This window comes from Flavobacterium frigidimaris, assembly GCF_002217275.1.
Lineage (GTDB): Bacteria > Bacteroidota > Bacteroidia > Flavobacteriales > Flavobacteriaceae > Flavobacterium > Flavobacterium aquidurense.
This window is the reverse complement of record NZ_MUGV01000007.1, coordinates 159,972-181,323: the sequence shown is the minus strand read 5'-3', so window position 1 is coordinate 181,323 and position 21,352 is coordinate 159,972. Positions and strand designations below refer to the sequence as shown.

Here is a 21,352-nt window from a genome sequence, read left to right as displayed (position 1 = left end):
AACAAATTATTAAGAGTTTTGCGATACTAATTCAAAATATTTAAAAATGAAACTAAAGTTCAATGGATTCTTAGTGCTTTTATTAGTACTAGTGGCGCAACTTACTTTTGCGCAAGAAAGAGCTGTTTCAGGAATTGTTACCGATAATGCAGGTATGCCTTTGCCAGGTGTAAGTGTATTAGTGAAAGGAACAAAATCTGGGACACAAACTGATTTTGATGGTAAATTTTCTATCAAAGCATCAACAAGCCAAGTTTTGGTATTTAGCTACATTGGGATGAAATCTCAGGAGATAGCTGCAAGTTCATCTACAATTGACGTAAAATTAGCTGGAGATGCACAACAACTTGAAAGTGTTGTCGTGACAACAGCTTTAGGTATTAAAAGAGAGAAAAAATCTCTTGGGTATTCTGCTCAACAAGTAACAGCTGAGCAAGTATCTACAGTTCCTACAGGAAACTTTGTAAACAACTTATCAGGTAAAGTTGCTGGTCTTACAGTAACTCAAGGTACTAACTTTGGAGGATCTACAAACGTAGTTCTTAGAGGTTACAAATCTCTTTTAGGAGACAACCAGGCTTTATTCGTAGTTGATGGTGTGCCAATTTTGAACAGTAACGTAAATAGTCTTGACCAAAAAAGTGGTAGAGGTGGTTACGATTACGGAAATGCCGCATCTGATATCAACCCTAATAACATCGCAGATATCAACGTGTTAAAAGGTGCTGCTGCAACTGCACTTTACGGATCAAGAGCTCAAAATGGAGCTATCATTATTACTACTAAAAAAGGTAAGGCAAGAAATGATATGTCTGTAGAGATCTCTTCTTCTTACACAATGTCTAATATTGACAAAACAACATTCCCTAAATACCAAACTCAATATGGTGAAGGATATGTTGGTGAAGGTAGCTGGGGTGATTACAATGGAGAGCTTGCTGCTTCAACTGGTGATGACGCTTCTTACGGTCCAAAATATACAGGTGAAGCTGTTTGGCAATATGATGCTTTCATTCCTGGTTCTCCAAATTTTGGTAAAAAAACGCCATGGGTTGCTGCTAAAAATGGTCCTGTTGAATTTTTCAAAACAGGTGTATCTACAGTAAACAATATCGCAATAAGCGGAGGTTCAGATAAAGCTACTTACAGATTAACTTACGCTAATACAAATAGTACAGACGTATTACCTAATTCTTTATTAAGCAAAAACAACTTTAACGCAACAGCTACTTATAAATTTAATGATAAGTTAAGCTCAACAGTTAATGCAACTTATGTTTCTCAAAATACAAGAAACAGAAACTCTACTGGATACGGTGGTAACCAAATAGCTGGATTTAGACAATGGTGGCCAACGAATGTTGACATTAAAGAACAAGAAAAGCTTTATTTTATGAGTAGACAAAACTACACATGGAATATTAATGGTCCAGATGATTTGACACCAGCTTTCTGGGATAATGCATATTTCCAGAGATATGAAAACTACAACAATGATAGCAGAAAAAGATTTGCAGCTAATGCAAGCATCAGCTATGACGTATCTAAAAGCATTAACTTAATGGCTAGAATGGGTACAGACGGATTCAACATGACTACTGAAAGCAGAATTGCTGTAGGATCATACCCGAATGCTATTGGATCTAATCCTAATCTTGCAAATCAACCACCACAACCTTCTGGTTACGCTTTAGATCTTTATGATTATAGCGAACAAAATTATGATTTCTTAGCAACTTTCAAAAAAGACTTAGCTGAGGATTTAAATCTTAACTTCATATTAGGTACCAATTTAAACGTACAAAACAATTTTTCTGAGCAACAAACAACTTCAGGAGGATTATATATTCCTGGATTGTACACCATTTCTAATTCAGTATCTGCTCCTACATTACCTAGAACTGTTAACACAAGAAAAGAAGTTCTTGGATTATTTGGACAAGCAACTTTAGGTTATAAAGGAACTTACTATCTTGAAGGATCTGTAAGAAGAGACGAGTCATCAGCTTTACCTGAAGACAATAACGCTTACTGGTATTCTGCAATATCTGGAAGTGTTGTTTTCTCAAACTGGTTAAAAGAAGTTGAATTTATCAGTTTTGGTAAATTAAGAGCTGCTTACGCTCAGGTTGGTTCTGACACTCAAGCTAATCAACTTTTGAATACGTATAATGCTCAAACACCTTTTGGGACTCCATCATATTCATATAACACAACTGCTAAAAATTACAACTTAAAACCACAACAATTAGACAACGTCGAGTTAGGGGTTAACATGCAATTTTTAAACAACAGAGTTGGTTTTGACGTAGCTTGGTTCCAAAACAAAGCATACGATCAAATTTTACCATTACCTGTATCAACAGCTACTGGATCAAGCTTCAACAATATCAATGCTGGTACTTTAACAACAAAAGGATTCGAGGTTACATTTAATGCAACTCCTGTTAAAACAGAAAATTTCTCTTGGGATATTGCTGTAAACTGGGCAAATCCTAACACTAAAGTTACAGAATTAGCTCCTGGTATTGAAAACATCAATATCAATTCACTTCAAGGTGGTATTAGTATCAATGCTCCACTTAATCAGGATTATGGAACAATTTGGGGAACTACATATGTAACAGATGGTTCTGGAAACAGAATTATCGGATCTAAAGGTGAGTACGTAGTATCTACTACTACTGATAACAAATTAGGAACATACCAAGCAGATTGGACAGGTGGAATTAACAATAAAGTTACTTACAAAAACATCTCTTTAAGCTTCTTAATTGATATCAAAAAAGGAGGAAGTGTATTCTCACTTGATCAATACTATGGTTATGGAACAGGTATCTACGCAAATTCTGTTGGAAATAATGACTTAGGAAACCCAATAAGAAACACTATCGCAAATGGTGGTGGAGAACTTTTACAAGGAGTAATGGCCAATCCAGCATATACACCAGGAGGTACTCAACCACAATACATTACAAACACAACAAGATTAAGAAGAGATCAGTCAAGTCAAGTTTTAGTAACAGACCCTCCTGCAGCAGCATACGTTTATGACGCTGGTTTTGTAAAATTAAGAGAGGTTGCTTTAACTTATAACTTGCCTTCAAGTTTGTTAGGAAAATCAATTAAAAGTGGATCATTTAGCGTAATTGGAAACAATGTATGGATAATTGACAAAAGCGTACCTTACTCTGATCCAGAAGCAGGATTATCTTCAGGAAACACTCAAGGATACCAATCAGGTCCTATGCCGACTACAAGAAACATTTCTTTTAACGTCAAACTTAATTTCTAAAAAAAAATGAAAAAGATAATAGCAATACTAACAGTTGGTTTGTCAATGACTGCCTGTGTTAGTGAGGATATAAACTCAGATCCAAACAGCGCATATTCAGCCGTGCCTGGATCATTAGTCAATTACGCTCAAAAAGAGCTAAGTGACTATGTCAATACACCTAACGTAAATGAAAACAATTTCAGATTAACGATGCAGTATTGGCAAGAAACAATTTATGTTAATGAGAGTAATTACGACTTCACTAACAGAAATGTTTCTAACCAAATCTATAGAGATAATTATTCAAATGTATTAAACAACTTGGGTAAGGCTAAAGGTATAATTAATACCTATGTACCGTCAGTAGTTGAAGCTCCAGATTGGGAACTTAATAAAAAGAACCAACTGGCAATAATCGATATCATGCAGGTATATACTTACCAACTTTTGGTAGATACTTTTGGAAATGTTCCTTATACTCAAGGTGCAGATCTTGATAAATACCCATTGCCTGCGTATGATGATGCAGCTACTATCTACGTAGATTTAATCAAAAGAATAAATGCAGATATTGCTAATTTAGATACTCATGCAGCTGGTTTCGATAGTTTTGATGAAGGTGAAAAAGTTTACCATGGAGATATTCCATCGTGGATCATATTTGCTAATTCTTTAAAATTGAAACTTGGAATAGGAATTGCAGACTCAAACCCTGCATTAGCACAAAGTACAGCACTTTCAGCTATCGCTGCCGGAGTAATGACATCTCCTGAAGAGAATGCACAATTCAATTACTTACCAGACTCACCAAACTTCAACCCTTTGTATGAAAACTTATCTACAAGAAATGATTTTATTGGAGGAAAAACATTAGTTGATAACATGAATACAAATGCTGATCCAAGGATCAGTAAGTACTATAAGTTAGCTGCAGATGGTTCAGGTGTATACAAAGGTCAGGTAATTGGTTTACCAGGTAGTTACCGTGTTTTTTCTCGTATAGCAAATTACGCTTATGATCCAGAGACACCAGGAGTTTTATTAAACTATACTGAGGTTGCTTTTTATATTGCTGAAGCCAATGCACGTTGGAATACAGCAGCAGCAGCAACTGCTTACGGAACTGCAGTTACTGCTTCAATCGTAGAATGGGGTGGTACGGCAACAGAAGCTGCTACTTACCTTGCGGCACATCCATATAACGCAGCTAATTGGAAAAAATCAATTGGAGAGCAAGCTTGGGTAGCTATGTACAATCAGGCATTAACTTCTTGGAATTTCTGGAGAAGATTAGATTTCCCTGTTTTATTAGCTCCTGCTTCTGCAATTTCAAATGCAGGTGGTAAAGTTCCTGTAAGAATGGCTTACCCAGTTCTTGAACAACAAGTAAATAATACAAACTGGAAAGCTGCTTCAGATGCTATCGGTGGAGATTTATTAACAACAAAACTTTTCTGGGATAAATTCTAATTTATAACTGAAAAATAATACTAAAGCCACTCTGTTCATTCAGAGTGGCTTTTTTTTATATAAACATTATACCTATATTTGCCATATGGAAAAAGAACATCAAATATTTGGAATTAGAGCCATTATTGAAGCAATACAGGCAGGAAAAGAAGTTGACAAAGTATTTATACAAAAAGAGATTTCTGGCGAATTAATGAAAGATTTAATGAAGGTGATGAAACGCGCCAACATAAACTTTTCATACGTACCTGTTGAAAAATTAAATCGTTTAACGCCGAATAACCACCAGGGTGCAGTTGCAACAATCTCCCCTATTGGCTTTATCGACCTTGAACATTTGGTTGAATCAACTATAGCATCTGGATCGAAACCCCTATTTTTAATATTAGATCAAATTTCTGATGCCAGAAACTTTGGAGCCATTATCAGAACTGCAGAATGCACGGGTGTAAACGGAATTATTGTTCAGAAAGCAGGTTCTGCTCCTGTAAATGGTGATACCGTAAAAACTTCTGCCGGAGCTGTATTTAATGTTCCTATCTGTAAAGTGGAGCATATTAAGGATGCAATCTTTTACCTGCAAGGATCAGGAATAAAAACTGTTGCTGCAACTGAAAAAACAGATCAAAACATTTACGACATAGCTTTAAATGAGCCTGTTGCCATTATCATGGGATCTGAAGACAGAGGTATCAACCCTTCAGTTCTTAAAATTGTTGATGAAAAAGCAAAATTACCAATGTTTGGATCAATAGGATCCTTAAATGTTTCTGTAGCCTGTGGTGCGTTTTTATACGAAGCGGTTCGTCAAAGAAACTAAATAGTGTTGAGAAGTAAGATGACTCATAAATACCATAATGAATGTCTTCAAAAAATACTCATAACATATCAATTAAAAAATATAGTCTAATACTTGTAATTTTTTTAATTACAAGTATTAACTATGCACAAACCACCAACTACGGTCAGTTTTGGAATGAAATTCAATTCAACACAACTATCAATAAAAAGTGGTCTACCGAACTGAATATAGCGGCTGCTTATAGCAGTACTGAATCATCCCCAAATATTTTTCAACAAAATATTCAAAGATCCTTAAGAGGATGGGGACATTATTACTTTTCTCCTCGTTGGAAATTCTCAACTTTTCTCGCGTACTTTAATAATAAAGATGTTCCTGAAATTGGCCAATTTGAATCGCCAGAATGGAGATTTGCATTGCAGGGAATATACTATTTTCATAAAACTGGTTATACTTTAAGTACCAGAATGAGAATGGAACTAAGACATATGAAAAACCAGGATGATACTTATGAAAATGTTTTTCGCTATCGCCAACAAATCAAGTATATAAAACCTATTAATAGCAAAGTTTTGCGAGCGGGAGTTGTTTATGCTATAACTTCAGATGAAGTTTATTTCAAATCCGGAACTAAGGTAACAGGAGAAAGTTTTTTTGATCGAAACAGATTTAACGCTGGTGCAGGTTATTTATTTACAGACGACATTCAGGTAGAGTTAACATATGCCAATGAATTTTTGCCAAGAAATGACGGAAATCAAACCGTAAATGCAGCGTCATTGACTATTACTTTTAACAATGTTTTCAAAAAACTCGCCAAAAGTTTAATACACAAAACAGAAGAAACAAACATAAATGAAGATTAAACTTTTATTCGTCGCCCTTTTTAAGGAAGCAGTTTAACTGCTCCATTATTGCATCTTTATGCAATTTAAAATTATAATCACGAATAAATTCGGTTCCCTTCATATTAATCTCGGCAACGATAGCTTCAAACTTCGAAAAAGCCTCTACATCTTTAGCATCCATTAAATACAATACCTGCATGATCGAATCATTGCGCATGTATTGCGTATCATAATGCGATAATGTATACGCTTTCTGATCTGCCAAATGAACTACTAAATCATCTTTGATTTCCTTTCCGACTTTCTTAGAAGGAAATGGTGTAGGCTGCAAAGCAATAAAATAATGCTCTTTATCTGTAACTATATTAATTTTTAGTGATTTTGATTTTGTTGTATAAAAAACAGCCGGATCAAAGTAATACACCATTGTACCATCAGCCAATAATTTGTTCTTTATATCACATTGGGCTAATAACTTCGGACTAACAGCTAATAAAAGTAAAAAAATCAAAAAGCTTATATTTTTCATAGTAAGATGTAATTAGGATATCTAAAACAAAAATAGTCTTTTTAACTCATATCAAATATCGACCTCTATGTTTTATCATCTGATTCTGATTTCGTTACAGAGTAATTAACCAATTTATCAGAACTAAAATAAAGTGAGACAAAGTCGGTTTCTTCCTCTGATTTCTCAACGGGAACAAAATTACCGTTTTCATCAAAATGCTTCATAAAAGCATCATTTTCTGGATTAAAATCCGGTTTCTGCCAATCATAAACTATGGCTTTTTTATACTCCGGAGTTTTATAAAACAGTGTCAGCACAAAACCTGTTATAAAACCGGCTAAATGACCTTCCCAGGAAATTGTGGCATCTACATCAGGAAATACATACCAGATCATTCCACCGTAAAGTAATATTACAGATAATGAAAGAGCAACTAACCTGTAATAACCTGTTTGAATTCCTTTAAAAAAAATAAAACTGACCAAAACATAAATCAAACCACTTGCACCAATATGATAATTTTCCCGACCAATTATCCAGGTTATAAAACCTGAAAAAATAATTCCATATAAAATAACCGGAACAGATTGCTTTGGGTAGAAATATTGCAATGCAGCAAGTAAAACCAAAAGTGGTATCGAATTATTATATAAATGGCCTAAATTTTCATGGATAAAAGGACTAAATAAAACACCTTGTAAACCAGAAAATTCCCGAGGATAGATACCGTTTTGATAAAAATCAAAATCAAACCTAATCTGAAACCAATATATGATCCATAAAAAAAGGACAAAAAATATGGGAAGACCCAAAACAGCATTTGAAAATTTAAATTGGTTGTCGTTCATTTTTTTTAGGAATAATAAATAGATGAACATCAAAAAACTATCCAAAACCTATTTACTGATAATTTGTCAGCTAAATAAATTTTCCTACCCAAGTCACTTTCATTACTAATTAACTTTTAAAAATTTATAATTAAAATTGAAAATAGTAATTTTACAAAATGGAAGCACCTTTAGCCGAGCGTATTCGCCCACAGAAATTAGAAGATTATATTAGTCAAAATCATTTGGTTGGTCCAAATGGATCTTTGACACAACAAATTTCGAAAGGAATCATTCCGTCTCTAATATTCTGGGGACCTCCGGGAACCGGAAAAACAACCTTGGCACAAATCATTGCACAAGAATCAAAACGTCCATTTTATATTTTAAGTGCGATAAATTCAGGTGTAAAAGATATTCGCGATGTGATTGACAAAGCCAAACAAAGCGGTGGATTATTTACAGCTAAAAATCCAATTTTGTTTATAGATGAGATTCATCGTTTTAGCAAATCGCAGCAAGATTCACTTTTGGCAGCGGTAGAAAAAGGCTGGATTACCTTAATTGGCGCAACGACCGAGAACCCAAGTTTTGAAGTCATTCCTGCATTATTGTCGCGTTGCCAGGTTTACATCTTAAATGCTTTTACAAAAGCTGATCTGGAAGCTCTATTGCATCGCGCAATGAAAACGGATACTGAACTGGCTTCTAAAAATATCATTTTAAAAGAAACCGAAGCCTTATTGCGTCTTTCAGGCGGAGACGGAAGAAAACTACTAAACATATTTGAATTAGTAGTAAATGCTTCGGCAGAAGATGAAATCATTATTACAAACAATCGTGTTTTTGAACTGGTTCAACAAAACACTGTTCTCTACGACAAAAGTGGCGAGCAACATTATGATATTGTTTCAGCCTTCATAAAATCTATTCGTGGAAGTGACCCAAACGGAGCTGTTTACTGGCTGGCCAGAATGATTGAAGGCGGAGAAGATGTGAAATTTATTGCCCGCAGAATGCTTATATTATCAAGTGAAGATATTGGGAATGCAAATCCAACAGCATTTATTATGGCAAACAACACTTTTCAGGCTGTAATCACTATTGGCTATCCTGAAAGTCGAATTATTCTGAGCCAATGCGCCATTTACCTTGCCACTTCACCAAAAAGCAATGCTTCTTATATGGCAATAGGTAATGCACAACAATTAGTAAAACAAACAGGAGATTTACCAGTACCAATACATTTAAGAAATGCCCCAACTAAACTTATGAAAGAGTTGGGTTATGGTGACGATTATAAATATTCGCACGATTATGCCAATAATTTTGCCGAACAGGAATTTTTGCCGGATGCCATAAAAAAAACGGTTCTTTACAATCCGGGAAACAATTCAAGAGAGAATAGTAACCGCGAATTTTTAAAAAACCGTTGGAAAGATAAATATGGTTATTAAAACCACATTTTATATTTTAGAATTTAACTGAAACTTTTTCAGATACTAATTTATCGTTTTGATAATATTCAAAAAACCATTGATTGTCTTTTGCATTTAATGTACCCTGCACACCATCTTTTATAGCTATAAAAGAATCAGGACGAGATGTTTTAAGTAATTTCATTACCACTTTTGGTGTTTTATCAATCAACTGATATCCATTCTCTGTTGGTTGAGCATATAACAAGTTTGGATCAGAAACATCTGAAACTGGTGTAACAACTACTGCTGCAGGTGTAGCGACTGCTGCTGTTGCTGCCGGAGTCATAACTGCAACTGCTGCTGGATTCAAAGCTACAGTTCCAACTTTGTTACCAGTTGGGGCAACCATTTTACCACTGTATTTGTAATGCAAGCCTGTTACAGATACAAAGGCCATTTCAAGACACTCTCTATATGCTGTTTCATAATCTTTCTCTTTGCTTTTTCCAACTTCAGATGTATAAACCACTTTTCCATAGCAATCTTTAAATTCTATAAAAAGTTTTGTCATTAAAAAAGCATTGTCTTTTTTTACATCAATGTACAAAAGCTGACAACGATCGCTAAATTCGGCAGGAATATCTTCGTTTGCATAAAAAGCCTGAAAACCAGCTTTAATCAAATTAGACTTAGTCATTGTAGCCATTCTATACTGATTATCAGATTTCATGAAATCGTATTTCAAAGGAACAATTACAGCTTTATAATCATTAATAGATTGTGCAAATCCTATAACTACGCAAAAAAGCGCAACCAACAAAAATTTAATTCTCATCTTTATAAATATTTTTTAAGTTCTAATAAATGGTTTATCTGTTTAATATTTTCCGGAGCTTCAATTTTCTTTTCATTAAAAAAAATAGCGTCCAAACCTGCATTCAATGCGCCATTAACGTCAGCATCAAGACAGTCTCCAATCATAATACTATTTTCCTTTGAAGCCCTGGCCGAATTAACAGCATAATCAAAGATAATACTATTTGGCTTTTTCACACCAGCTAATTCTGAATTTGTTATCGTATTGAAATACTCAGAAAGTAAAGCATTATTGATCTTTTTCTCCTGAACATTTGCGAAACCGTTGGTGATAATATGCAATTTATATTTTGGCTTTAAATATTTTAAAATCTCAATTGCACCATCAAAAAGGTGATTATTATCTGTTAAGTATTCAATATAATCACTGGCAATTGTATTGATATCTTCATCAGCAATATCAATATTTAAAGCATCAAAAGAAAACTTTAACCTGTTATAACGAAGTTCAACATGGGTTATCTGATCATTTTGATAAAGTTTCCAACATGCCTGATTAATAGGAGCATATTTCTCAATGAAATCTTTGATTTTAATTTCTGGAAATTTACTTTTGAAAATGCGATCAAAAGCCATTTCTGAATTTTTATCAAAATCCCAAAGTGTATGATCTAAATCGAAAAAAACATCTGTAATTGTGGTATTCATAATCTAAAAAATTCCTTCATCTACAAAACTATAATATTTTGTTTCAGTAATAATCAAATGATCCAAAACTTTAACATCTAAACTATCTCCCGCCTGTTTAATTTTTTTAGTAATTTGTCGGTCAGCATCACTTGGCAGCATATTTCCCGAAGGATGATTGTGACACAAAATCAAACCAGTAGCTCCATTTTCGAGGGCTAGTTTAAAAACTAACCGAACATCGACAATTGTACCTGAAATACCTCCTTTGCTTAACTGCGATTTAGAAATTACCTTATTAGAATTATTCAGAAAAAGCACCCAAAATTCTTCATGGGGTAGTTCTCCAATAACAGGCTGCATAATTTCAAAGACTCTTTTGCTTGAGGTAATCTTAACCAATTCAACAGCATCTTCGGCTCTTCGGCGGCGTCCAAGTTCTAATGCTGCAATAATGGTAATGGCCTTAGCCTCTCCTATTCCTTTAAAATTCATTAATTGCGAAATAGACATTTTTCCTAATACATTTAGATTATCTGCGTTGGCCAAAATTCTTTTGCTTAAATCTACAGCAGATTCATTCCGACTTCCAGATCCAATTAATATCGCTATCAATTCTGCATCGCTTAAAGCGCTTTTACCTTTAAGCATTAATTTTTCGCGCGGACGATCGTCTTCAGACCAATTTGTAATAGGAAAATGAGTGTTCTCCATTAAACAATTGATTTACTCATACAAACACTATTTGCCAAACCTACATAAGGTTCATAATTTTCTACAATTTCAAAACCTACTTTTTGGTAAAGACTAATGGCTTCGATTTGTTTGTATAATGTTTCTAAAACCATAGTTTCAAAACCCTGAATTCTTGCTTCCTCTTCTAATTCTCTAATTATTTTCTGAGCCAAACCTAAACCTCGTGCTTCTGGCAAAACAAACATGCGTTTCAATTCAACTGTGCCTGCCTTATATTTTTTAAAACAACCGCAAGCAACAGCTTTTTCGTTCAAATAAATAAGAATAACATTGGGATTAAATTCGATTAAATTATTGCCCCAGTAATCGTTTTTTAATTCCGGATAACGTTCCCATAAAAACGCATCAAAAGTCTCTATTAAATTAATAAAATCTGGGCTCTCGCTTGTTGTCTTAACAACTTTAGTAAATAAGTTCATCTATTATAATCTTAAACGGCTAATATATTAAAAAATAAGAAAAATCATTCATAAAAGACAATTCTAAAATGATTAAATTTAAAGCAAATAAACAACATAAACTTCCGAAGAATGAAATTAATATACCTTTTAACAATTTGCGTTTTGTTCTTGTCTTGTAATCAAAAAGAGAAAAGTCCCCTTTATGCTCAGACCAATCTGGAAACAAAACAAACCTTTGGGCAACAATTGTCAGATGCGGCTATTTCTATCATTGATTCCTCAATAGATTATGATCCTGCTTATTTTCCAATTAAATACCCTAACGGCGATGTTCCAAAAAACAAAGGTGTTTGTACTGATGTAATCATTCGTTCCTATCGAAAATTAGGCATTGATTTACAGAAAGAAGTTCACGAAGATATGCTCAAAAACTTCTCTCAATATCCAAATTTAGAAAAATGGGGAATGACAAAAACAGACACTAATATCGATCACAGAAGAGTTCCGAATTTAGAAGTATTTTTTGAAAGAAAAGGAGCAAAGCTAGCAGTAACTCAAAATGCAAAAGATTATAAAACAGGAGAAATGGTAACCTGGATGATTAATGATAAATTACCTCACATAGGAATCATAACCAGCAAAAAATCAGCAGACGGACAACGAAATTTAATAGTGCATAATGTTGGTGGAGGCCAAGTTCTGGAAGATTGTTTGTTTGAATATAAGATCGTCGGACATTATAGTTATTCAAATTAAATTAGATAATTAGATAATGTGCCAATTAGATAATTCTAAAAAAAATGTGCCAACTACAGTTTCGTAATTGACACATTATCTAATTATCTAATTGGCTAATTCTCTAATTGACTAATTCTCTAATTGACTAATTCTCTAATTAATCAAGCCTTTTACTTCGTCAAAATTCAAACCTCCATAATTTCCTGAACTCATCAATAAAAGCGCCGAGTTTTCAAGATTTAAATTGAACAAATATTCTTTAAATTCAGCTGGGTTTGTGTAAATAATTAAATCTTTTCTATTAAAAGAACTGGCGATTTGCTCATAAGTCACTTCTTCTAATTGCTTAATTTTAACAGCATCCGGAGAATAGAAAACTACAGCCACATCAGCATATTCTAACGCACCTTCATATTCTTTTAAGAATTCAGCATTTAAACTGCTATAGGTATGCAATTCTAAACAAGCGACTAAGGTTCTGTTTGGATATTGTTCTTTTACCGCTTTAGTTGTTGCTGCCACTTTACTTGGCGAATGCGCAAAGTCTTTATAAGCCACTTTACCTTCTCCTTCCGCAATTTTTTCTAATCTTTTTGACGCTCCTTTAAAACTAGCGATTGCTTCATAAAAATCAGCTTCGTCAACTCCCATATTTTGACAGATCCATTTAGCTCCGGCCAAATTATTTAGGTTGTGCGCTCCAAAAACCTCAATTGGCATATCGCCTTCCGGAGTCTTTAATAAAGTCACACCATCACTTACTGTATATTCAGGTGTATGATAAGATAATTTACGAATCGGATTTGTTGCTGCTTCAGCAACACGTTTCACTTCAGGATCATTTTCGTTGTAAACTAAAATACCACCGTTCGTAATTTTTTGAATAAAAATTTCAAATTGCTCTACATAATTTTCATACGTTGGAAAAACATTTATATGATCCCATGCAATTCCTGAAATCAAAGCAATATTTGGTTGATACAAATGAAATTTTGGACGTCTGTCAATTGGAGAAGACAAATACTCATCGCCTTCTAAAACCATAAAATCATTTTCCTCCGTAAGATGCACCATGGTATCAAAACCTTCCAATTGTGCTCCAACCATATAATCAACTTCAATATTGTGATAATGCATAACGTGCAAAATCATCGAAGTAATAGTCGTTTTTCCGTGTGATCCGCCAATCACAACACGTGTTTTATTTTTAGACTGTTCGTACAAAAATTCCGGATACGAATAAATTTTCAATCCCAATTCTTGTGCTTTTAATAATTCCGGATTATCTGCTTTTGCGTGCATTCCAAGAATTACAGCTTCAATATCCGAAGTTATTTTCTCAGGAAACCAACCCAATTCGGCAGGTAAAATTCCTTTTTTCTCTAATCTTGATTTTGATGGTTCAAAAATAGCGTCATCACTTCCTGTAACTTTATATCCTTTGTTATGCAATGCTAATGCTAAGTTGTGCATAGCGCTCCCGCCAATTGCGATAAAATGTGTTTTCATTTAAAATTCCAATTTTTAAGTTCCAAATTCCAAATTCTTAATGGAATTTAATTTTGAAGTTGTCAATTATGCTTCAAATTTTCTCTTTAATTCCTGTGCCTTTTTAGGGTCTTTTAATTTGTTCAAATATAAATTATATAATTTTTGAAAAGTGACTTTTGATTTGCCAATTTCATTTGCCCTCAAATAATTTTTTTCTGCGGATGGATATCGTTTAAAATATTCGTCTATTCTTCCTCTTGACAAATAACCATCGACTGATGAAATCTGCATTAATTCACTCGAATATTCCAATGCTTTAGATTCACTCCCTCCTAAAAATCCAGGTAATTGCAGATAGATTTCAATCAAAGCCCATCTGGCCGGAATGTGTTTTGGGTTCAGAATTATTGCTTTTTCGAAAGCTTCTTTCATGTCTCCTACCATTCCTAAAGCTTTTAACTTATTTACTTCCATGGCCCGCATCGCCAAGCACCCGCCGTATTTATAAAAATACTCTGCTTCTGTGGGTTTTAGTTCTTTTAGTTTTTTATAATATTCTGCTCCTTTTACCCATTCTTTCTGATGCGCAGCTATATCTCCCAAATATTCCAGCGTTTTTATATCTGAAGGCTTTGTTTTTAAAACTCCTTCCAAAATAACCTGAGCCTCGTCATATTTTTTGGCATGAAACAACCTTTCGCCTTTGTCAAAATTCGATTGTGACCAAATTAAAATTGGCAAGAATAAAAAAAGAAATAGCAGCTTTTTCATATTTCAAAAATAGGGAAATATAGAATGTATTATTTGCTTTTGGAGATAAATTAGTAATTTGTACGAAAATTATTTTTAAACGAATCCAACCTTTACTATAAAACAATACTCTATATACCAAAACTGACTTATGAAAAATATCTTATTTGTTTTCTTATTGTTCACCACAGCCTTATTTGCGCAACAAACGGACAAGAAATGGGCTAAAGTTGCATCCTATGAAAATGATGGCAAAATAAAATCAGCAAGCAAAATCGTTGATCAAATTTACAAAAAAGCAGTATCAAAGAAAGACGAAGCGCAGATGATAAAATGCTTTTTTTATCAATCTAAATACTTACAGGTGGTTGATGAAAATGCAAAGAGGAAAATCATAAACAATCTTAAAACAGATATTCATCGAGTTTCAATTCCGTCAAAAGCAATTTTGAATTTAGTTTATGCAAAATGCCTGAATAATTATGCTAATTATGATTATGATTACGCTGTTGTGGCTGTAGATAGTGCAGTTGCAGTTGTGGACGAAGCTGCGTATATGGCGTCGGATAGTGTTGAAGTTCCTTCGTCTGAGGATTTTAAAATTAATCTCCCGAGTGAAATTACACATGAGGAGGAAGTCATTGCCGCTTTTAATAAAACATTAGAAAATGACTCAATTCTAAAAGCAACACCTTTAACAAACTATCAATCTATATTCGAATTTTTAACTATAGAAAAATTAAAAACCGAAAACTTATATGATTATCTGCTAAAAGAAAATATCGATTTTTTTGCCCAAAAGATACAGAGATGGCAAATTCAAAATAGTGAAATAACAGTATATAAAAACGAACTATTAGGAAGTTCAGAAGCATTTTCAAAACTTGACCTAAATTTTATAAAAGATGAGAACCTACGAAAAGTTATAGCTTTATACCAGAAATTAGAGACAAGCAACCCTTCTTTAGAAAATCAATTTAACCGAATTATATTTTGCAGTGATTTTATAACAGAACCTACTGAAAATTTAACCAAGTACTTAAATGATCTTCAACAACAGACCAATGACACAATTCTTACGCAGAAAATTTTTCTAAAAAAGGCTGAACTTTTAATTTCTCAAGCATCAAAAGAATTACATCCTGATTACAAAATTGAAGCTGTCAAAATATATGACAATATTATAAAAATCAATGATAAAACTAACGCAGCTCAAAGTGCTTTACAGCAAAAACAAAACGTTATTGATAAATCATTGGATGTCCGCCTTCAAAAATACAATTATCATAAAGAAAACACCAGAGCTTATATCAATTATAAAAACATTGATAACTTAAAAATATCATTTTACAAAATAAATCAAAAAACACTGAAAAAATTTTCAGCCTCAGAATTAATCTATAAACAGGATAGTTTAACGGAGGTAATTATAAAAACCCAAAGTAAAATTGCTACCCAAGATTATCAACTTCTTAACAAAAAAGATTATTTTGAATATACCACAGAAGTTCTCCTACCCCAATTAGAAACAGGAAGCTATTTAGTTTATTTTGAAAGCAATTCCGGATTAAAAGACAAAAAAGCTATTGCATATGAAACTTTGACAGTTTCAAACTTAAGTATTCTGGCGTCTCAAGGCGACAACAAAGAAAACTTTCAGGTTATAGATCGAAAAACAGGAAAACCTCTGGAAAACGTATCTATAAAATCATCTTATTATACACTTAAAACAGATTCAAACGGAGTAGCCTCCTATGTTGGAAGCAACAACCATTCTTACAATGATCACATTGAGTTTTCTTTAGAGAATGATACTATTTCGCCAAACCGAAATTATATTCGTTATACTCAGCCATATACTGCCAAAGAAAACAAAACCTTAAACGCTAAAGTCGAATTTTACTTGGATCGGGCTATATATCGTCCGGGACAAACTGTTTATTACAAAGGAATTGCATTTCAAAAGCAAGAAAATAAAACAAGCATTATTGCCAATACTTCTTTCAAAATAATAGTAAAAAATGCTAATTATCAAAATTTCAAAGAATTACAAGTTACCTCAAATGAATTTGGCTCCTTTTCAGGAGAATTCGTTTTGCCAAAAAATGGCGTAACTGGCACTTTCTATATTTTTGCAGGTAAACCCGAAGATTATGCAAAAGGAGATATTTACATAAAAAACAAACCAAATGAATCATTCTGGAAAGCTGCAATACTTGAATTTTCTGAAACTTATTTTAGGGTTGAGGAATACAAACGTCCAAAATTTAAAGTAGATTTTGATCCTAAAAAAGAAAGTTTTCAGGTTAATCAATCGATTAAAGTAAACGGAACTGCAAAAGCATTTGCCGGAAGTAATATTTCTGATGCAAAAGTGACTTATACCGTTAATCGATTTACAAGTTATTTTAGAAATTATTACGGACAGGAACAAAATGAAACTATTGCAACGGGCGAAACCAAAACAGATGCCTCGGGGAAATTTGTAGTTGAATTTATAGCCCAACCTTCAAAAAATGCAATAAAAGAGCAATTACCAGTCTTTAATTACAGAATAACGGCTGATGTTACTGATATTAATGGAGAAACCCACACATCAGAAACCATAGTAAAAGTAGGTTATCATGATTTGATTATCAATGCGAGTATTCCAAATCGTATTGAAACTAAAAACAAAAATGAGATCACCCTCACAAGTTCCAACTTAAACGGAGAATTTTTAGCTGCTAAAGGCGAAGTTAAATTGTATTTCGTCGCTCCATTTAGAAATAAATTCAAAGAACAAGTTTGGCCAGAACCAGAAATCGAAACTATTTCAGCTTCTGATTTTGAAAGATTATTTCCTTATGAGATTCGTGAAATTAAAAGCAAAAAAGCAAGCGAAACTTTATTATTTTCAAAGAAAATTGATACCGAAAAAGACAAAAAAATAGCGCTCGATTTTATTTCAAATTATAAATCCGGAAATTATAAAATTGTATTTTCTGCAAAAGACACTTTTAATAATCCTATAGAATCTGTTTCGACTTTTGAAATCAAACAAAGTAAAGACAAGTTTAATCCCGGTAAATTATTTACTGCAGAACAAATTAATGATGACCCTAAAAAAGACGGTTTTGTCGTAGTCAAACTTTCTTCTGTACTTTCAGATCTTTATATCACATCAAACGGTAACTACGGGAATCAGATCTATTTTGAAAATACGTATCATTTACAAAACAATGAAGTAACAATTAAAGTTCCGTTAAAAAACGAATTTGAAAAATCGGTACGTTTGGGATTTCAAAGCATTTTTGAGAACGAAATTTTTGATGAAGAAATAGACGTTCCATTAAAAACAGCAGAATCTAAATTCGAATTAATTGTTGAAAGTTTTAGAAATAAGATCGAACCAGGAAGTGTCGAAAAGTGGTCTTTTAAATTAAAATCAACCAACGCTAAAAATGAAGCAGAAGTTTTAGCATCTATGTATGATAGTTCTTTAGATCAGTTTGCAAAAAGAGATTGGAATATTCTAAATATCAATAAGTCCCGCTACAATTCTTCCAATCTTAAATCTGGTTTAGGTTTTGAAAAAATAAACACATCATTAGAAAATCTGGATGAAGATCTAACAATTAGTAAATTCTTTAAAGAAGAAATAAAATTAAATTGGTTTGGTTTTGACTTTTACAATAGCCGATATGGAGATTCACTTGGTTTAACAATAACTGAAATTAAAGATAAAAAAGTAGGCAGTGAAACTATTAAAGGAGATCCTGATGCTGTCGTAACTGTTGATGAGTCTGTTGGAGTTGGCGCTGCGTCTGCAGTAGTTCAGGAAGATAATCAAGTTTATAATACGGCAGCAGCACCAGCTTATTTAGCTGGACGAGCTGCAGGAATTCAAATCAGAGGTAAGGCAAGCATAGGTGGTCAAGACCCACTTTATATTGTAGATGGAGAAATTGTTGTGGACATTAAAAACATAAATCCCGCAGACATTCTTTCAATGGATGTTTTAAAAGATGAAAAAGCAACAGCCCTTTATGGAAGTAAAGCTGCAAACGGAGTAATAATCATTACAACCAAAAAAGCCTTAGAAGAATTAACACAGGTAAAAGCCAGAAAAAATTTATCTGAAACTGCGTTCTTTTTGCCGAATCTAAAAACCGATGCCAACGGAAAAGTAAGTTTTAATTTCACTTCCCCAGAAGCTTTAACGGCGTGGAAACTTCGTTTATTGGCACATAACAAAGATGCTGTTTCAGGTTATTTAGAAAAAAGTGTAGAAACTCAAAAAGAATTAATGGTTCTTCCGAATTTCCCTCGTTTCTTTAGAGAAAAAGACACGATTGTTATTTCTGCGAAAATTTCGAATGTTAAGGATAAAGCAAAAACAGGAATAGCTATTTTACAATTCTTTGATGCCACAACTATGCAGCCAATTGATGCTAAAATGTTGAACACAAAAAATATTCGAAATTTCAACGTTGGAGCTTTTGGAAACACAACTGCAACCTGGACGATTTCAATTCCGGAAGGTTTGCAAGGTGTTCAATATAAAATTCTGGCAAAATCTGGCAATTTCTCTGATGGAGAAGAAAACATACTTCCCGTTTTAACAAATAATATGCTGGTTACAGAAAGTATCCCGATTTGGGTTCGTGAAAATTCAACGAAAGAATATACGTTTGAGAATCTAAAAAACAATATTTCTTCGACTTTGAGAAACCATCAATTTACATTGGAATATACTTCAAATCCCACTTGGATTGCGATTCAGTCTTTGCCTTATTTAATGGAATATGAACATGAATGTGCAGAACAGACTTTTGCCCGTTTCTATTCCAATGCTTTGGCTTCAGAAATTATTTCAAGCAATCCGAAAATTGCAACTGTTTTTGAAGACTGGAGAAAAAACGGAAAACTGAATTCGAAATTAGAAGAAAGCGAAGAACTAAAATCAATTATTCTGACCGAGACACCTTGGCTAAATGATGCTCAAAGTGAAGATGAAAAGAAAAAGAATCTGGCACTTTTATTTGATTTGGAGAAAATGAAAACTTCACAAGAAGCTACTTTTGACAAATTAAAACAAAAACAAAAATCATCCGGAGGTTTTGCGTGGTTTAGCGGGGGCGACGAAAGCGAATACATTACCAGACATATTCTGGCTGGCTTAGGTCACCTATCTAAACTGAATAAAACAGAAGATACTAACACCAAAATTGATGCAATTGCCAAAACGGGAATTCCGTTTATCGATAATAAATTTCTGGAATATTATAAAAGTCAGACAAAAAACTTAAAAACAACAGCTAAACTAATCTGGACAAACCCTTATTCTGATTTGCATTATTTGTATACCAGAAGTTTCTATCTAGACAAATATCCGCTTTCAGACACTTTAAAAAAGGCAACTAAATTATATCTGGAAACGGCTAAAAAAGATTGGTTATCGTATTCTCTTTACGAAAAAGGTTTGGCTGCATTGGCTTTAAATCGTTTTGGAGAAAGTGATTCGGCTAAAAAAATCATTGAAAGTTTAAAAGAAACATCTTCTAATAATGAAGATTGGGGAATGTATTGGATTGCCAACAAATCAGGATGGTATTGGTATCAGGCTCCAATTGAAACTCAGGCTTTATTGATTGAGGCTTTCGCCGAAGTGAATCACGACACCAAATCAGTAGATGCTATGAAAGTTTGGTTATTAAAAAACAAACAGACTAAAAATTGGCCTACTACAAAATCAACGACAGAAGCCGTATACGCTTTATTAATGCAAGGAAATGATTGGCTTTCGGTAAAAGATAATACCATTATAAAAATTGGAGATCAAAAAATCCTGACCAAAAAATTATCTGAAAACGAAAAAGAAGCTGAAACCGGATACATCAAAATGAACTGGAAAGCCGATGAAGTAAAAAAAGAGATGGCATCAATAACTGTTCAGAACAAATCAAAAGTTCCAGGTTTTGGTGGCGTTTATTGGCAGTATTTTGAAGATTTAGATAAAATCAAAACGAATTCAGGTGCTGTTTTATTTGTTTCTAAAGAATTATATCTGAAAAAGAATTCTATAAAAGGAGACGAATTACAAAGAATTACATCTAAAAACCCTTTAAAAACGGGAGACTTAGTTACTGTAAGATTAATTATTACTTCTAAAGAAGACACAGAATACGTACACTTAAAAGATATGAGAGCTTCTTGTTTTGAACCGGTAAATGTGCTTTCAGAATACCAATACAAAGATGGATTAGGATATTATATGAGTACAAAAGATGCTGCAACACATTTCTTTTTTGACAGAATCAACAAAGGAACTTATGTACTAGAGTATGATATTAGAGTAAACAACAGCGGCGAATTCTCAAACGGAATTACCACAATTGAAAGTATGTACGCTCCGGAGTTTTCAAGTCATACGAAAGGAATTCGCGTGAAAGTTCAATAAACTATATATAAATCCCAATAAATAAATTCCAAAATAAGCTTTTGCAGAATTTCTTCCATAAAAAAATCCGCCACGAATTCACGAATTATAATTAAATGAAATTCGTGAATTCGTG

Annotated in this window: 15 protein-coding genes; 7 read left to right on the top strand and 8 right to left on the bottom strand. The window is 33.3% G+C overall.

The genetic code is table 11. From position 1 onward, the window contains the following. Positions 1–46 precede the first annotated feature (46 nt). The 4 genes from B0A65_RS03740 to B0A65_RS03725 all read left to right on the top strand — a co-directional run bounded on the left by B0A65_RS03740 (position 47) and on the right by B0A65_RS03725 (position 6,415). Positions 47–3,295, top strand: a complete 3,249-nt coding sequence (locus tag B0A65_RS03740; protein WP_074659366.1) for a SusC/RagA family TonB-linked outer membrane protein — start codon at positions 47–49, stop codon at positions 3,293–3,295. Between the two features lie 6 nt (positions 3,296–3,301). Beyond that, complete coding sequence (locus B0A65_RS03735) at positions 3,302–4,747, top strand: SusD/RagB family nutrient-binding outer membrane lipoprotein (RefSeq protein WP_074659365.1); 1,446 nt, start codon at positions 3,302–3,304, stop codon at positions 4,745–4,747. A gap of 85 nt (positions 4,748–4,832) precedes the next feature. Then, positions 4,833–5,567, top strand: coding sequence for a 23S rRNA (guanosine(2251)-2'-O)-methyltransferase RlmB (gene rlmB / locus B0A65_RS03730; RefSeq protein ID WP_074659364.1), 735 nt, complete (start codon positions 4,833–4,835; stop codon positions 5,565–5,567). Between the two features lie 41 nt (positions 5,568–5,608). Beyond that, entirely contained in the window at positions 5,609–6,415 is an 807-nt protein-coding gene (locus B0A65_RS03725; protein ID WP_074659363.1) for a DUF2490 domain-containing protein, read from the top strand. Between the two features lie 4 nt (positions 6,416–6,419). Here the strand turns inward: B0A65_RS03725 and B0A65_RS03720 are convergent, their stop codons facing one another. Together B0A65_RS03720 and B0A65_RS03715 are read right to left on the bottom strand one after the other, a co-directional pair. After that, complete coding sequence (locus tag B0A65_RS03720) at positions 6,420–6,926, bottom strand: hypothetical protein (protein ID WP_074659362.1); 507 nt, start codon at positions 6,924–6,926, stop codon at positions 6,420–6,422. Between the two features lie 65 nt (positions 6,927–6,991). After that, positions 6,992–7,756, bottom strand: a complete 765-nt coding sequence (locus B0A65_RS03715; protein ID WP_074659361.1) for a rhomboid family intramembrane serine protease — start codon at positions 7,754–7,756, stop codon at positions 6,992–6,994. Positions 7,757–7,914: 158 nt separating this feature from the next. Between B0A65_RS03715 and B0A65_RS03710 the strand changes: the two genes are divergently transcribed. Beyond that, entirely contained in the window at positions 7,915–9,192 is a 1,278-nt protein-coding gene (locus B0A65_RS03710) for a replication-associated recombination protein A (protein ID WP_074659360.1), read from the top strand. A gap of 16 nt (positions 9,193–9,208) precedes the next feature. Here B0A65_RS03710 and B0A65_RS03705 read toward each other — a convergent pair whose 3' ends face one another. From B0A65_RS03705 to B0A65_RS03690, 4 genes are read right to left on the bottom strand one after another with little or no spacing between them, the layout of a single operon-like run. After that, complete coding sequence (locus B0A65_RS03705) at positions 9,209–9,991, bottom strand: hypothetical protein (protein WP_074659359.1); 783 nt, start codon at positions 9,989–9,991, stop codon at positions 9,209–9,211. A 2-nt stretch (positions 9,992–9,993) separates the two neighbouring features. Next, entirely contained in the window at positions 9,994–10,680 is a 687-nt protein-coding gene (locus B0A65_RS03700; RefSeq protein WP_074659358.1) for a YjjG family noncanonical pyrimidine nucleotidase, read from the bottom strand. A 3-nt stretch (positions 10,681–10,683) separates the two neighbouring features. Continuing rightward, positions 10,684–11,373 carry a RadC family protein gene (gene radC, locus B0A65_RS03695; RefSeq protein WP_074659357.1) on the bottom strand — a complete coding sequence of 230 codons (690 nt, stop codon included), beginning with the start codon at positions 11,371–11,373 and terminating at the stop codon, positions 10,684–10,686. Then, a complete protein-coding gene (locus B0A65_RS03690; protein WP_074659356.1) occupies positions 11,373–11,834 on the bottom strand; it encodes a GNAT family N-acetyltransferase in 462 nt (153 codons plus the stop codon). Before B0A65_RS03690 ends, radC begins: the two co-directional genes overlap by 1 nt. Before the next feature lie 111 nt (positions 11,835–11,945). Between B0A65_RS03690 and B0A65_RS03685 the strand changes: the two genes are divergently transcribed. Further along, positions 11,946–12,572 (top strand): DUF1287 domain-containing protein, encoded by a 627-nt coding sequence (locus tag B0A65_RS03685; protein ID WP_074659355.1) that lies wholly within the window; start codon positions 11,946–11,948, stop codon positions 12,570–12,572. Positions 12,573–12,707: 135 nt separating this feature from the next. Here the strand turns inward: B0A65_RS03685 and B0A65_RS03680 are convergent, their stop codons facing one another. Then, on the bottom strand, positions 12,708–14,063 hold the full coding sequence (locus B0A65_RS03680) for a UDP-N-acetylmuramate--L-alanine ligase (protein WP_074659354.1): 1,356 nt from the start codon (positions 14,061–14,063) through the stop codon (positions 12,708–12,710). Positions 14,064–14,129: 66 nt separating this feature from the next. Then, positions 14,130–14,816, bottom strand: coding sequence for a tetratricopeptide repeat protein (locus tag B0A65_RS03675; protein ID WP_074659353.1), 687 nt, complete (start codon positions 14,814–14,816; stop codon positions 14,130–14,132). A 130-nt stretch (positions 14,817–14,946) separates the two neighbouring features. Between B0A65_RS03675 and B0A65_RS03670 the strand changes: the two genes are divergently transcribed. After that, positions 14,947–21,237 carry an alpha-2-macroglobulin family protein gene (locus B0A65_RS03670; RefSeq protein WP_074659352.1) on the top strand — a complete coding sequence of 2,097 codons (6,291 nt, stop codon included), beginning with the start codon at positions 14,947–14,949 and terminating at the stop codon, positions 21,235–21,237. Positions 21,238–21,352: the final 115 nt, after the last annotated feature.

What these genes read in the sequence shown, in the direction of transcription:
- B0A65_RS03740 (WP_074659366.1), top strand. Translation starts at nt 47, where the DNA reads ATGAAACTAAAGTTCAATGGATTCTTAGTGCTTTTATTAGTACTAGTG.
- B0A65_RS03735 (WP_074659365.1), top strand. Translation starts at nt 3,302, where the DNA reads ATGAAAAAGATAATAGCAATACTAACAGTTGGTTTGTCAATGACTGCC.
- rlmB (WP_074659364.1), top strand. Translation starts at nt 4,833, where the DNA reads ATGGAAAAAGAACATCAAATATTTGGAATTAGAGCCATTATTGAAGCA.
- B0A65_RS03725 (WP_074659363.1), top strand. Translation starts at nt 5,609, where the DNA reads ATGTCTTCAAAAAATACTCATAACATATCAATTAAAAAATATAGTCTA.
- B0A65_RS03720 (WP_074659362.1), bottom strand. Translation starts at nt 6,926, where the DNA reads ATGAAAAATATAAGCTTTTTGATTTTTTTACTTTTATTAGCTGTTAGT.
- B0A65_RS03715 (WP_074659361.1), bottom strand. Translation starts at nt 7,756, where the DNA reads ATGAACGACAACCAATTTAAATTTTCAAATGCTGTTTTGGGTCTTCCC.
- B0A65_RS03710 (WP_074659360.1), top strand. Translation starts at nt 7,915, where the DNA reads ATGGAAGCACCTTTAGCCGAGCGTATTCGCCCACAGAAATTAGAAGAT.
- B0A65_RS03705 (WP_074659359.1), bottom strand. Translation starts at nt 9,991, where the DNA reads ATGAGAATTAAATTTTTGTTGGTTGCGCTTTTTTGCGTAGTTATAGGA.
- B0A65_RS03700 (WP_074659358.1), bottom strand. Translation starts at nt 10,680, where the DNA reads ATGAATACCACAATTACAGATGTTTTTTTCGATTTAGATCATACACTT.
- radC (WP_074659357.1), bottom strand. Translation starts at nt 11,373, where the DNA reads ATGGAGAACACTCATTTTCCTATTACAAATTGGTCTGAAGACGATCGT.
- B0A65_RS03690 (WP_074659356.1), bottom strand. Translation starts at nt 11,834, where the DNA reads ATGAACTTATTTACTAAAGTTGTTAAGACAACAAGCGAGAGCCCAGAT.
- B0A65_RS03685 (WP_074659355.1), top strand. Translation starts at nt 11,946, where the DNA reads ATGAAATTAATATACCTTTTAACAATTTGCGTTTTGTTCTTGTCTTGT.
- B0A65_RS03680 (WP_074659354.1), bottom strand. Translation starts at nt 14,063, where the DNA reads ATGAAAACACATTTTATCGCAATTGGCGGGAGCGCTATGCACAACTTA.
- B0A65_RS03675 (WP_074659353.1), bottom strand. Translation starts at nt 14,816, where the DNA reads ATGAAAAAGCTGCTATTTCTTTTTTTATTCTTGCCAATTTTAATTTGG.
- B0A65_RS03670 (WP_074659352.1), top strand. Translation starts at nt 14,947, where the DNA reads ATGAAAAATATCTTATTTGTTTTCTTATTGTTCACCACAGCCTTATTT.